We start from the raw sequence: 12,381 nt of genomic DNA on the forward strand, positions 1-12,381 counted from the left end.
ACAGATATTAGGTGCCCAGGGCATACGACGCGGCGGTAAGCGCCATGGTTCGCCTGCTCGCCGGACGACGTTACGGCCTCGTCATCCGCAGGACATCCAGGGCCTCGTCCAGTTGCTCCCGGGTGAGGTCGCCGCGCTCGACGTACCCCGACTCCAGGACGACCTCACGGATGGTCCTCCGTTCCGCCAGCGCCTTCTTGGCGACCTTGGCGGCCTCCTCGTACCCGATGTACTTGTTCAGCGGGGTCACCACCGACGGCGACGACTCGGCGTACTCGCGGGCCCGCTCGCGGTCGGCCGTGATGCCGTCCACGGTCCGGTCGGCGAGCAGCCGGGAGACGTTGGCGAGCAGTCGCACGGACTCGAGGACGTTCTTCGCGATGACCGGCAGCATGACGTTCAACTCGAAGTTGCCGGAGGCGCCGGCGACGCCGATCGTGGCGTCGTTCCCGACCACCTGCGCGGCCACCATCAGCACGGCCTCGGGAAGCACCGGATTCACCTTGCCGGGCATGATCGACGAACCGGGCTGCAGATCGGGCAGTCGGATCTCCGCGAGGCCGGTACGCGGTCCGGAGGCCATCCACCGCAGATCGTTCGCGATCTTCGTGAGCCCCACGGCGATGGTCCGCAGCTGCCCGCTGGTCTCGACGATCCCGTCCCGCGCGCCCTGCGCCTCGAAGTGGTCGCGCGCCTCGGTGAGCGGCAGCCCGGTGGTCCGCGCGACCTCGGCGATCACGGCCGCGGAGAACCCGGGAGGCGTGTTGATCCCGGTCCCGACGGCCGTCCCCCCGAGCGGCAGCTCGGCGAGCCGCGGCAGCGAGGCCTCCAGGCGCTCGATCCCGTACCGCACCTGGGCCGCGTACCCGCCGAACTCCTGGCCGAGGGTCACCGGCGTGGCGTCCATGAGATGGGTCCGCCCGGACTTCACCACATCGGCGAACTCCTCGGACTTGCGGGACAGCGCGGCGGCGAGGTGTTCGAGGGCGGGGATCAGATCACGGGTGACGGCGGCGGTCGCGGCGATGTGGATCGACGAGGGGAAGACGTCGTTGCTGGACTGCGAGGCGTTCACGTGGTCGTTCGGGTGTACGTCCCGGCCGAGCCGTTCGGTGGCCAGCGTGGCGAGCACCTCGTTGGTGTTCATGTTGGACGAGGTCCCCGACCCCGTCTGGAAGACGTCCACGGGGAAGTGCGCGTCCCACGTGCCGTCCGCGACCTCGGCCGCCGCCTCCCGGATGGCCTCCGCGACGTCCTTGTCCAGCACGCCGAGGCCCGCGTTCACCTTGGCCGCGGCGGCCTTGATCCTGGCCAGGGCCTCGATGTGGGCGCGCTCCAGATGCTGCCCGGAGATCGGGAAGTTCTCGACGGCGCGCTGGGTCTGGGCCCGCCACTTCGCGTCCGCGGGGACGCGGACCTCGCCCATGGAGTCGTGTTCGATGCGGTAGTCGGTCATAGCAGGTATATCGCCCCCGCACGGGAATTGACGTGAACGTCGGCGCCGGCGCCGGATCCTTGAAGAAGTCATTTCCCTTGTCGTCGACCACGACGAACGCCGGAAAGTCCTCCACCTCGATCTTCCACACGGCCTCCATGCCGAGCTCCTCGTACTCGACGACCTCGACCTTCTTGATGCAGTCCTGCGCCAACCGCGCGGCAGGCCCCCCGATGGACCCGAGGTAGAACCCCCCATGCGCCCCGCACGCGTCGGTGACCTGCTGCGACCGGTTCCCCTTCGCCAGCATCACCTTCGACCCGCCCGCCGCCTGGAACTGCTCCACGTAGGAGTCCATGCGCCCGGCCGTGGTCGGCCCGAACGACCCGGACGCGTACCCCTCGGGCGTCTTGGCGGGCCCCGCGTAGTACACGGGGTGGTCCTTCAGGTACTGCGGCATCTCCTCGCCCGCGTCCAGCCGCTCCTTGATCTTGGCGTGCGCGATGTCACGCGCCACGACCAGCGGCCCGGAGAGGGACAGCCGGGTCTTGACGGGGTACTTCGTCAGCTCGGCGAGGATGTCGTCCATCGGCCGGTTCAGGTCGATGCGCACGACGTCACCGGCCTCGTCCAGGTGCTCGTCCGTCGTGTCGGGCAGGAACCGCGCCGGGTCCGTCTCCAGCTGCTCCAGGAAGACGCCCTCCGCGGTGATCTTCGCGACGGCCTGGCGGTCGGCAGAGCAGGAGACGGCGATGGCGACCGGGCAGGACGCGCCGTGCCGGGGCAGCCGCACCACGCGTACGTCGTGGCAGAAGTACTTGCCGCCGAACTGCGCGCCGATCCCGATCCGCTGCGTCAGCTCGAAGACCTTCTGCTCCAGGTCCTTGTCCCGGAAGCCGTGCCCGAGCTCGGAACCCTCGGCCGGAATCTCGTCCAGGTAGTGCGCGGACGCGTACTTCGCGGTCTTCAGGGCGTACTCGGCGCTCGTACCGCCGACCACGATCGCGAGGTGGTACGGCGGGCAGGCGGCCGTGCCGAGCGAGCGGATCTTCTCCTCCAGGAACTTCATCATGGAGGACTCGTTCAGGACGGCCTTCGTCTCCTGGTAGAGGAACGACTTGTTGGCCGAGCCGCCGCCCTTGGCCATGAAGAGGAACTTGTAGGCGCCGCCGTCGGCCGCGTACAGCTCGATCTGGGCGGGGAGGTTCGAGCCGGTGTTCTTCTCGTCCCACATGGTCAGCGGGGCCATCTGCGAGTAGCGCAGGTTCAGGTTCAGGTACGCGTCGTAGATGCCGTGGGACAGCGCCGCCTCGTCACCGCCCTCCGTGAGGACGTTCTGGCCGCGCTTGCCCATCACGATCGCCGTGCCGGTGTCCTGGCACATGGGCAGCACGCCGGCGGCCGCGATGTTCGCGTTCTTCAGGAGGTCGAGCGCGACGAACTTGTCGTTGCTCGACGCCTCCGGGTCGTCGATGATGCGCCGCAGCTGGGCGAGGTGCGCGGGCCGCAGATAGTGCTGGATGTCGTGGATCGCCTCGGCCGCGAGCGTGCGCAGCGCCTCCGGCTCCACCTTGAGGAAGGTGCGCCCGTCGGCCTCGAAGGTGGACACACCCTCGGAGGTCACCAGCCGGTAGGGGGTGGTGTCCTCTCCCTGGGGGAGCAGATCGGTGTACGCGAACTCAGGCATCTCGCCAAATCCTTCATCGACAGACAGCAACGGCCGGCCTCCGTTGGCGGCGCGCCCACCAGCGTAGAACCTGCCTCGGACACCGGGCGTGTGAGGTAAGGCTCAGTTCGTCGTCCACACCCGTCGTCCACACCCTCTAGTCGCGATCTATCGCGTTTGGGTACGCTGCTGCCGTGGACCTTCAGAAGCACACCGAGCCCGACCTTCGGAAGCACACCGACCTCCGCGCGTCCGACGCGGACCGCGACCGGACAGCGGACATCCTGCGCGACGCCCACGCCGAAGGACGCCTCACCGCGGAGGAGCACGCGGAGCGCGTCGAGGAGGTCTTCCGCGCGAAGACCGTGGGCGAACTGGAACCGCTGGTCCGGGACCTGCCCGCGGCCCACCGCCCCCGCCCGTCGGCCGCGTTCGCGGCGGCCCCCAGCCGGCCCGCCCCGGGCGCGATCCCCCCGGTCGCCGACGAGAACGTGGTGGCGGTGTTCAGCGCCGCGGTACGCAAGGGCCGCTGGCGCGTGGGCCGCCGCACGCACGCGTACGCGATCTTCGGCAGCGTGGAGATAGACCTCAGCGAGGCGATCTTCGAACACCAGCAGGTCGTGATCAAGGCGATATCGGTGTTCGGCAGCGTCGACGTGCGCGTTCCGGAGAACGTGTCGTTGCGCGGCAGCGGCGGCGGGGTCCTCGGCAGCTTCGAGGTGGACACGCTGGACTCCGGCGAGCAGGACGCCCCCGTGGTGTACGTGGACGGGCTGGCGGTGCTGGGGAGCATCGAGGCGAAAGCCAGGCGGGGCAAGCTGGTCGAGGACATCCTCGACCGGGTCACCGAGAAGGTGAACGCCAAGTTGCGCAAACATCTCGGACATTGACGGTCGCGAATCCACGGAGACCGGAAGCGCACGGTCCAGGGCGGGGCCCGGCGGCGGGCCCGGTGCCGTACGGGATCTCCCGCGTCGGGAACTGAGTGCATAGGCGCGCGCACAGCGGGTAGGCCTTGCTGCATCGTCTCTCGCTCGCGAAGCCGTCGTCAGGAGTAGACCGTGCTGCATCCGCCGCGTCAGTCCCTGCAGGTCGCTGCCGTTCCGCCCCAGCCGGTGCCGGTGCGCGAGAGGGACCAGGACGCCCCCTGGCACACGGAGGCCGTGTGCCGCCGCGACGAGGCCGGGCTGTTCTTCGCACCCTCGAAGGAACCCACCGCGGCCCGGCTGTCCCGCGAGGAGGCGGCGAAGCGGGTCTGCGCGCGCTGTCCGGTGATGATCGAGTGCCGGGAGCACGCACTGCTGCAACCCGAGCCGTACGGCGTCTGGGGCGGCCTCACCGCCGCCGAGCGCCGCGTGGTCCTGGCCCGACGCCGCCGCCGCGACCTGGACCTCCAAAAAACGGCCCGAACCCCAGGCCCCATAGCCGCAGCGGGCTGACCCCCACCGCGCCGGGACGCCCCACCCCAGCCCTCTAAGGGGCGCGGGGAACTGCGCACTAAGCCCCGGCGGGGCGGCAGTTGTCTTTCAGGGGCGCGGGGAACTGCGCGCTCGACAACGACCGACCCGCAGATATCGGCGGGCGGCCCCCACAGGGGGCGCGGGGAACTGCGCGCTCAGCCCCGGCGGACCCGCACCTGTCCACGGCCTGCTCTCGAGGGGCGCGGGGAACGGCGCAACCACCCCCTCGCGCCCCGAGTGAAACCTACTTCGCCCGGTCGAAGTCGATTGCGCTATAGGCCCGCAACTTCGCAAGCCTGTGCTCAGAGCTGATCTGCCGAACCGTCCCCGACTTGGACCGCATCACGATCGAGTCGGTGGTCGCGGTCTCGGACCGATACCGAACCCCCCGCAGCAACTCCCCGTCGGTGATCCCCGTCGCCACGAAGAAGACGTTCTCCCCGGACACCAGGTCATCCGTGAGCAGCACCCGGTCCAGGTCATGCCCCGCGTCCACGGCCCGAGCCCGCTCCTCGTCGTCCTTGGGCCACAACTTCCCCTGGATCGTGCCGCCGAGGCACTTCACCGCGCAGGCCGAGATGATGCCCTCGGGCGTACCGCCGATGCCGAGCAGCAGGTCGATGCCCGTGCCCTCGCGCAGCGCCAGGATCGAGCCGGCGACGTCACCGTCGGAGATGAGCTTGATGCGCGCGCCGGTCTCCCGGATCTCCTTGATGATGCCGTCGTGCCGCGGCCGGTCGAGGATGACGACCGTGACGTCCTCGGGCGTGACGCGCTTGGCCTTGGCGACCCGGCGGATGTTCACCGACACCGGGGCGTTGATGTCGACGAAGTCGGCGGCCTCGGGCCCGGTGACCAGCTTGTCCATGTAGAACACCGCGGACGGGTCGAACATCGTGCCGCGGTCGGCGGCGGCCAGCACGGCGATCGCGTTGGTCATGCCCGCCGCGGCGAGGGTCGTCCCGTCGATCGGGTCGACGGCGATGTCGCACGCGGGACCCGTCCCGTCGCCGACGTTCTCCCCGTTGAAGAGCATCGGGGCCTCGTCCTTCTCGCCCTCCCCGATGACGACGACGCCGTTCATCGAGACGGTGGAGACGAGGGTCCGCATGGCCCGGACGGCCGCGCCGTCGGCGCCGTTCTTGTCGCCGCGGCCGACCCAGCGGCCTGCGGCCATCGCGGCGGCCTCGGTGACCCGGACGAGCTCAAGGGCGAGGTTGCGGTCGGGGGCCTCGGAGGGGACCTCTAGTTCGGACGGCAAGTGATGCTCGGTCATCGGAGCGCACCTTTCTGATACGGCGACGGCCGGATGAGGGTTGGGGCCGACTCTATCCTCAGTCCGACAAAATGAGCAGGGGGCCCCACGGATGAGCGGGGCAGTACACCTGCGACGATGGGGGAGTGGCAGGCAGAAATGGCAAGCAGTCGGTCCGGGACATGGTGCTGTCCCTGGGCCTGATCGGCATCGTCGCGGGCTTCATCTACGTCTTCATCCCGAAGGACGACTCGGAGCCCCCTCTCGAACGGGTCGACTACCGCGTGGAGCTCCTCACGGCACGGCGTGCGGCCCCGTATCCGGTGGCGGCGCCCGAGGGGCTGTCCAAGGAGTGGAAGGCGACCTCGGTGCGGTTCCGCGGAGACGACTTCGACGCGTGGCACCTCGGGTTCCACGACCCCGACGGGGAGTACGTGGCGATCGAGCAGTCCACTCAGAAGCCGGTCACGTTCATCGGCGACGCCACGCAGGGCGCCGAGGAGACGAACGTCACCCAGCGCATCGGCGAGAAGTCCTGGAAGCGCTACAAGGGCGCGAAGTACGACGCCCTCGTGCTCTGGGAGAAGAACTCCACGACCGTGGTCACCGGAACGGCATCGTTCGCCGGGCTGACGAAGATGGCGGAGTCGCTCGGAACGTCATGAGCAGACCCGGACAGGACGCATGCGAGAGGCCCCCAGCGATGCTGGGGGCCTCTCGCATGTGTCCTGTCCTGCCGCTCTCAGACGGTCGTGATGACCTGGTCGGCCTCAAGGCGCGGGGAGCGCGGGAACCAGGCGTCCTCGGCGGGCCGGCCGATGTTGACCACCATCAGCGGGGTGTGGTCGCCGTCGAGGAACTCCTTCTGGACGCCCGCGAAGTCGAAGCCCGTCATCGGACCGGCCGCCAGGCCGGCGGCACGGACGCCGATGATGAAGTACGCGGCCTGCAGCGCGGCGTTGAGCGCGGCGGCACCCTCACGGGCCGGGCGCTCGGCGAAGAAGAGGTCCTTGGCCTGCGGGAAGTGCGGGAGAAGGGCCGGCAGCTCCTCGTGGAACTCGTTGTCCGCGGAGAGGATCGCGACGAGCGGGGCGGAGGCCGTCTTCGGCTGGTTGCCCTCGGCCATGTGCCGCACCAGGCGCTCGCGGGCCTCGGGGGAGCGGACCAGGGTGATGCGCAGCGGCGACTGGTTGAAGGCGGTCGGGCCGTACTTGACCAGGTCGTAGATCGCCTGCACCTGCTCGTCGGTCACCGGCTCGTCGGTGAAGGCGTTGGCGGTGCGGGCCTCGCGGAACAGCAGGTCCTGGGCGGCGGGGTCAAGGACGAGAGACATGAAGCAAAACCTTCTCGGTACGTGCGTCGGATCCCGGGGGATCGGCTGACGTTCACGACGTTACGCCGATTAGGTTTAAGTTTCAACCAAAAATGGACCAGCGTGATCCGCTTCACATATCCATGGCCAGACCAATTACTTCGCGAGGCGGCACACGCAGACGCCCGCCGGGAACCGACGCCCGCCGGGAACCGGCGTCGGCCCGCATGAGCCCCTACTCGGAGCCGGAGCCGGAGCCGGAGGAGCTGGAACCGGCGTCCGCCGCCGACTCGCCCCGCTCCTCCTCCGCCAGGGCCGCGTCAAGGCGGGCGCGGGCGCCGTCCAGCCATCGCCGGCACACCTTGGCCAGCTCCTCGCCGCGCTCCCACAGGGCGAGCGACTCCTCAAGCGTCGTGCCGCCCGTCTCCAGTCGGCGTACGACCTCGATGAGCTCGTCCCGCGCCTGCTCGTACCCGAGCGCCTCGTCCGTCGTGCCGGCCGTGCCGGTCCTGCTGGTCATGCGTCCACCCTAGGGTCTGCCTCAGACATCGACTCGTACCGTGAACTCGCCCTCGGCGACCCGCGCCCGCAGGCTCTCGTCCGCCGTCACCTCGTCCGGGGACCGGACGGCGTGGCCGTCGGACGTCTGCAGGACCGCGTACCCCCGCTTCAGGGTCGCGGCGGGGGAGAGCGCCACCACGCGCGCGTGGGTGTGGGTCAGTTCCGAGTCGGCCCGGTCCAGGAGATGGCCGAGCGTGCGGCGACCGCGGTCCAGGAGCGCGGCGACGTGGTCGGCGCGCTCGTCCACCATCCGGTGCGGATCCTCTATCGAGGGGCGGGCCAGCGCCTGAGCGAGCCCCCGCTCCTCGCGCTCGATGAAGGAGCCGACGCACCGGCGGGCACGGTCCCGCAGGAACTGGACCCGCTCGTACTCCTCCCCGACGTCCGGTACGACCTTCTTGGCGGCGTCCGTGGGGGTGGAGGCGCGCAGGTCGGCCACGTGGTCCAGGAGCGGGTTGTCGGGCTCGTGACCGATGGCCGACACGACCGGCGTACGGCAGGCCGCGACCGCCCGGACGAGCTGCTCGTCCGAGAAGGGGAGCAGGTCCTCCACGCTGCCGCCGCCGCGCGCCACGATGATCACGTCGACGTCGTCGAGCGCGTCCAGGTCCTTGACCGCCTGGACGACCTGCGGAACCGCGTGGACGCCCTGTACGGCGACATTGCGCACCTCGAAGCGGACGGCGGGCCAGCGGTGGCGGGCGTTCTCCAGGACGTCCCGCTCGGCGGCGGAGGCGCGGCCGGTGACCAGCCCGACGAGCTGGGGCAGGAACGGGAGAGGCTTCTTGCGCTCGACGGCGAACAGGCCTTCGGCGGCCAGGGACTTCTTCAACTGCTCCAGGCGGGCGAGCAGTTCGCCGACGCCGACCGGTTTGATCTCGACGGCCCGCAGGGACAGCTGGCCGCGCGGCGCGTACCACTCGGGTTTCGCGTGGACGACGACGCGGGCGCCCTCGCTCACCACGTCGGCGACGGCGTCGAACACCTTCCGGTAGCAGGTCACGCCCACGGAGATGTCGTGCGACGGGTCGCGCAGCGTCAGGAAGACGACGCCGGCGCCCGGGCGGCGCGACAACTGGGTGATCTGCCCCTCGACCCACACCGCGCCGAGCCGGTCGATCCATCCCCCGATGAGCCGCGACACCTCGCCGACGGGGAGGGGGGCGTCGGCGGACGTATTGAGAGCCATATCCCGAGCGTAACGGCACCCTCTGACACGTCCGGGGACTCGTGCCCGGGTGGGACGGAGCGTAGCCCCTCCCCCGAGGGGCGCGGGGAACGGCGCGGGCAACCTCAGCGGGGCCGCACCCATTCGAAGGGGGCAAGGGGCGCAGCCCCGGGGACGGGACGGGTAGGGGCGGCGGGGGCGAGGAAAAAGGCCGGCTCAGCCGGACGCGGACACCCGCTGAGCGACCAGCACACCCATCCCCACCAAGAACCACACGCCCCCCACCACCTGCGCCACCCCCGACGCCTCGAAGATCACCAGCATCGTGATCCCCGCCCCCACCACGGGCACCACCACGTGCCGCCACCACACCACCACCCCACGCCGCCGCACGGCGAACCACCCCACCACGCTCGCGTGCAGCAGCGTGAACGCGGTCAGCGCGCCCACGTCGACCACCGACACCAGCCGGTCCATCCCGTCGGCGCGCCGCGCCGCCCACACCGCGGCCACCAGCGTGATGACGGCCGCGCAGAGCAGCGCCGCCCGCGGCACCCCGGAGTCCGTCCTCGACAGCGCCCGCGGCAGCCGCCGCTCCCGGGACATCGCGAACAGCAGCCGCCCGGCCGCCGCCTGCCCGGCCAGCGCCGCGAACGCCGCCCCGATCGCCTTGCTGACGGCCACCAGGTCGTGCAGCCACGTGCCGACCGAGGCGTCCACGGCGTCGTAGAAGGCGGACCCCTGCCTGACCGGATCGTCGGCGAGCCGCGCCGACGACATCGGCTCCAGCAGCGCGACGAGGTACGTCTGCGCGATGAACAGCACCCCGGCGAGCGCGAGACAGAACAGCACCGCCCTGGCGACCTTCTCCGAGCCGCCGGTGACCTCCTCCGCGAAGGAGGCGATCGCGTCGAAGCCGAGATACGAAAGCACCGCGATCGACACCGCTCCGAGGACCGCGGACAGCGCGAACGCCCCCTGGGAGCCGTCTCCGGACAACGGCGACAGCCACCCCCGCTGCGCCCCGTCGCGCGCGAGGACGACGACCGCCGACACGAAGAAGACGAGGAGGACCACGATCTCCATCGCGAGCACCAGGAAACCGACGCGCGCCGCGACCCGTACGCCCCACAGGTTCAGCAGGGTCGTCACGGCGACCGCGAGCGCCGTCCACACCCACCGTGAGACGCCCGGGACCAGCGAGTTCATCGCGATCCCGGAGAAGAGGTACGCCACCGCCGGGATGAGCAGGTAGTCCAGCATCGCCATCCACCCGGCGACGAACCCGGCCTCCTTTCCGAGCCCCACGCGCGCGTAGGCGAACACCGAACCCGCCTGCGGGACGACCCGCACCATCTGCGCGTAACTGAACGCGGTGAACGCCATCGCGACCGTGGCGACCAGATAGACCAGCGCGACCGCCCCGTGCGACCTGGCGTCGAGGGTCCCGTAGACACCGACCGGTGCCATGGGGGCGATGAACAGCAGCCCGTACACGACCAGGTCGCGGAAGCCGAGACTGCGCCGCAGGCCCTGTCCGCCGTCGGCCGCGCGGGCCGGTGAATCCGTACCGGACATCCATGCCTCCCGAAAAGTCGTGCCGCCTGCGCCCCCTTTCAGCTCCCCGCCCCCGGCCAGTCTCCCCGCGGACGTGATCTCCGACCTGTCGGGCGCACCCTTACGATGGGACGCATGACTGCTTCGACTGGCCGCCGTGTCCTGCTCGCCGCCCCCCGGGGCTACTGCGCGGGCGTCGACCGTGCCGTGATCGCCGTCGAGAAGGCCCTGGAGCAGTACGGGGCCCCGATCTACGTCCGCCACGAGATCGTCCACAACAAGTACGTCGTGCAGACCCTGGAGAAGAAGGGCGCGATCTTCGTCGAGCGGACGGCGGAGGTCCCCGAGGGGTCCATCGTCATGTTCTCGGCGCACGGCGTCGCCCCGGTCGTCCACGACGAGGCCGCGGCGGGCAAGCTCGCCACCATCGACGCGACGTGTCCGCTGGTCACCAAGGTCCACAAGGAAGCCGTCCGGTTCGCGGACGACGACTACGACATCCTCCTCATCGGCCACGAGGGCCACGAGGAGGTCATCGGCACGTCCGGAGAGGCACCCGACCACATCACGCTGGTCGACGGCCCCAAAGACGTGGCGAAGGTCGAGGTCCGCGACCCCTCCCGGGTCGTCTGGCTCTCCCAGACGACGCTGTCGGTCGACGAGACCATGGAGACGGTGGACGCGCTCAAGGAGAAGTTCCCGCAGCTCATCTCCCCGCCGAGCGACGACATCTGCTACGCCACGCAGAACCGCCAGCTCGCGGTGAAGCAGATGGGCGAGCAGGCCGACCTCGTCATCGTCGTCGGCTCGCGCAACTCGTCCAACTCCGTACGGCTCGTCGAGGTCGCCAAGCTCGCGGGCGCGCGGGAGGCGTACCTCGTGGACTTCGCCGACGAGATCGACGACAGCTGGTTCGAGGGCGTCTCCACGGTAGGCGTCACCTCCGGGGCCTCGGTGCCGGAGATCCTCGTCGAGCAGGTCCTGGAGTACCTCACCACCCACGGTTACGAGGACGTCGAACTCGTCAAGGCGGCCGAGGAGTCCATCACGTTCTCGCTGCCCAAGGAGCTGCGCCGTGACCTGCGCGCGGAGGCGGCGGCCCTGGTGGCGCAGCGCACCGGAACCACCCCCTCGGGCGAGTGACTGTCCGTCCCACGACGTAACGTAGAGCCATGCAGATCTTCGGCGTGGACATCGGTGGTTCAGGGATCAAGGGCGCTCCCGTGGACCTGGACAAGGGCGACCTGGCGGAGGAGCGCTACAAGGTGCTCACGCCGCAGCCGTCGACACCCGACGCGGTGGCGGACGGGGTGAAGGAGGTCGTCGGTCACTTCGGCTGGACCGGCCCGGTCGGCATCACCTTCCCGGGCGTGGTCACCGGCGGTTCCACGATCCGCACGGCGGCCAACGTGGACAAGGACTGGATCGACACCGACGCGCGCGCCCTGCTCGGCGACCGGCTGGGCGGCCTGCCGGTGACCGTCCTGAACGACGCGGACGCGGCGGGCGTCGCCGAGATGCAGTTCGGCGCGGGCAAGGGCCGCAAGGGCACGGTCTTCCTCCTCACGTTCGGTACGGGGATCGGCAGCGCCCTCTTCGTGGACGGCGCCCTCGTCCCGAACACGGAGCTGGGCCACCTCGAACTGAACGGCCACGACGCGGAGAAGCACGCCTCCACGAAGGCCAAGGAGGACCACGACCTCTCCTGGGAGCACTGGGCGCACCGCGTCCAGAAGTACCTCGCCCATGTGGAGATGCTCTTCTCGCCCGAGCTGTTCATCATCGGCGGCGGAGTCAGCCGCAAGTCGCAGAAGTTCCTGCCGCTGATCGAGGGCATCAAGGCGGAGATCGTGCCGGCCCAGCTGCAGAACAACGCGGGAATCGTGGGCGCGGCGATGCGGGCGGCGCAAAGGGCCTGACCGCCGGACCCTCCCCACCCGCGCAGCCCGCCCCATCCAGGGGCGCGG

General features: G+C 70.3%; 11 protein-coding genes and 1 pseudogene. 5 read left to right on the plus strand and 7 right to left on the minus strand.

Annotated elements, in window-relative coordinates; genetic code table 11:
- Positions 1-70 precede the first annotated feature (70 nt).
- Both K3769_RS15690 and K3769_RS15695 read right to left on the minus strand, forming a co-directional pair.
- Entirely contained in the window at positions 71-1,456 is a 1,386-nt protein-coding gene (locus K3769_RS15690; protein ID WP_267027050.1) for a class II fumarate hydratase, read from the minus strand.
- Positions 1,457-1,469: 13 nt separating this feature from the next.
- Positions 1,470-3,122: pseudogene (locus tag K3769_RS15695) on the minus strand (fumarate hydratase); the annotation flags it as partial.
- A 173-nt stretch (positions 3,123-3,295) separates the two neighbouring features.
- Between K3769_RS15695 and K3769_RS15700 the strand changes: the two are divergent.
- Together K3769_RS15700 and K3769_RS15705 are read left to right on the plus strand one after the other, a co-directional pair.
- Entirely contained in the window at positions 3,296-3,991 is a 696-nt protein-coding gene (locus K3769_RS15700) for a DUF1707 SHOCT-like domain-containing protein (RefSeq protein WP_267027051.1), read from the plus strand.
- Positions 3,992-4,162: 171 nt separating this feature from the next.
- Complete coding sequence (locus K3769_RS15705) at positions 4,163-4,540, plus strand: WhiB family transcriptional regulator (RefSeq protein WP_267027052.1); 378 nt, start codon at positions 4,163-4,165, stop codon at positions 4,538-4,540.
- 265 nt (positions 4,541-4,805) lie between these two features.
- On the opposite strand, the gene glpX is transcribed toward K3769_RS15705, so the two are convergent.
- Complete coding sequence (gene glpX, locus K3769_RS15710) at positions 4,806-5,837, minus strand: class II fructose-bisphosphatase (protein WP_267027053.1); 1,032 nt, start codon at positions 5,835-5,837, stop codon at positions 4,806-4,808.
- A gap of 125 nt (positions 5,838-5,962) precedes the next feature.
- Here glpX and K3769_RS15715 point away from each other — a divergent pair, with 125 nt between their 5' ends.
- Positions 5,963-6,481 (plus strand): DUF4245 domain-containing protein, encoded by a 519-nt coding sequence (locus K3769_RS15715; RefSeq protein ID WP_267027054.1) that lies wholly within the window; start codon positions 5,963-5,965, stop codon positions 6,479-6,481.
- A 77-nt stretch (positions 6,482-6,558) separates the two neighbouring features.
- Here the strand turns inward: K3769_RS15715 and K3769_RS15720 are convergent, their stop codons facing one another.
- The 4 genes from K3769_RS15720 to K3769_RS15735 form a co-directional block, all read right to left on the minus strand.
- Positions 6,559-7,149: a malonic semialdehyde reductase gene (locus K3769_RS15720; RefSeq protein ID WP_267027055.1), complete on the minus strand. Its 591-nt coding sequence runs from the start codon at positions 7,147-7,149 to the stop codon at positions 6,559-6,561.
- Positions 7,150-7,363: 214 nt separating this feature from the next.
- Positions 7,364-7,648 (minus strand): exodeoxyribonuclease VII small subunit, encoded by a 285-nt coding sequence (locus K3769_RS15725; RefSeq protein ID WP_267027056.1) that lies wholly within the window; start codon positions 7,646-7,648, stop codon positions 7,364-7,366.
- Between the two features lie 21 nt (positions 7,649-7,669).
- Entirely contained in the window at positions 7,670-8,878 is a 1,209-nt protein-coding gene (gene xseA, locus K3769_RS15730) for an exodeoxyribonuclease VII large subunit (protein ID WP_267027057.1), read from the minus strand.
- Positions 8,879-9,073: 195 nt separating this feature from the next.
- Complete coding sequence (locus tag K3769_RS15735) at positions 9,074-10,435, minus strand: APC family permease (protein ID WP_267027058.1); 1,362 nt, start codon at positions 10,433-10,435, stop codon at positions 9,074-9,076.
- Positions 10,436-10,540: 105 nt separating this feature from the next.
- On the opposite strand from K3769_RS15735, the gene K3769_RS15740 reads away from it, so the two are divergent.
- A complete protein-coding gene (locus tag K3769_RS15740) occupies positions 10,541-11,557 on the plus strand; it encodes a 4-hydroxy-3-methylbut-2-enyl diphosphate reductase (RefSeq protein ID WP_267027059.1) in 1,017 nt (338 codons plus the stop codon).
- A gap of 29 nt (positions 11,558-11,586) precedes the next feature.
- Positions 11,587-12,333: a polyphosphate--glucose phosphotransferase gene (gene ppgK / locus K3769_RS15745; RefSeq protein ID WP_267027060.1), complete on the plus strand. Its 747-nt coding sequence runs from the start codon at positions 11,587-11,589 to the stop codon at positions 12,331-12,333.
- Positions 12,334-12,381 lie beyond the last annotated feature (48 nt).

The sequence above is a fragment of the Streptomyces ortus genome, assembly GCF_026341275.1.
GTDB classification, from domain to species: domain Bacteria; phylum Actinomycetota; class Actinomycetes; order Streptomycetales; family Streptomycetaceae; genus Streptomyces; species Streptomyces ortus.

What these genes read in the sequence shown, in the direction of transcription:
- K3769_RS15690 (WP_267027050.1), bottom strand. Translation starts at nt 1,456, where the DNA reads ATGACCGACTACCGCATCGAACACGACTCCATGGGCGAGGTCCGCGTC.
- ppgK (WP_267027060.1), top strand. Translation starts at nt 11,587, where the DNA reads ATGCAGATCTTCGGCGTGGACATCGGTGGTTCAGGGATCAAGGGCGCT.
- K3769_RS15740 (WP_267027059.1), top strand. Translation starts at nt 10,541, where the DNA reads ATGGGACGCATGACTGCTTCGACTGGCCGCCGTGTCCTGCTCGCCGCC.
- K3769_RS15720 (WP_267027055.1), bottom strand. Translation starts at nt 7,149, where the DNA reads ATGTCTCTCGTCCTTGACCCCGCCGCCCAGGACCTGCTGTTCCGCGAG.
- xseA (WP_267027057.1), bottom strand. Translation starts at nt 8,878, where the DNA reads ATGGCTCTCAATACGTCCGCCGACGCCCCCCTCCCCGTCGGCGAGGTG.
- K3769_RS15725 (WP_267027056.1), bottom strand. Translation starts at nt 7,648, where the DNA reads ATGACCAGCAGGACCGGCACGGCCGGCACGACGGACGAGGCGCTCGGG.
- K3769_RS15735 (WP_267027058.1), bottom strand. Translation starts at nt 10,435, where the DNA reads ATGTCCGGTACGGATTCACCGGCCCGCGCGGCCGACGGCGGACAGGGC.
- glpX (WP_267027053.1), bottom strand. Translation starts at nt 5,837, where the DNA reads ATGACCGAGCATCACTTGCCGTCCGAACTAGAGGTCCCCTCCGAGGCC.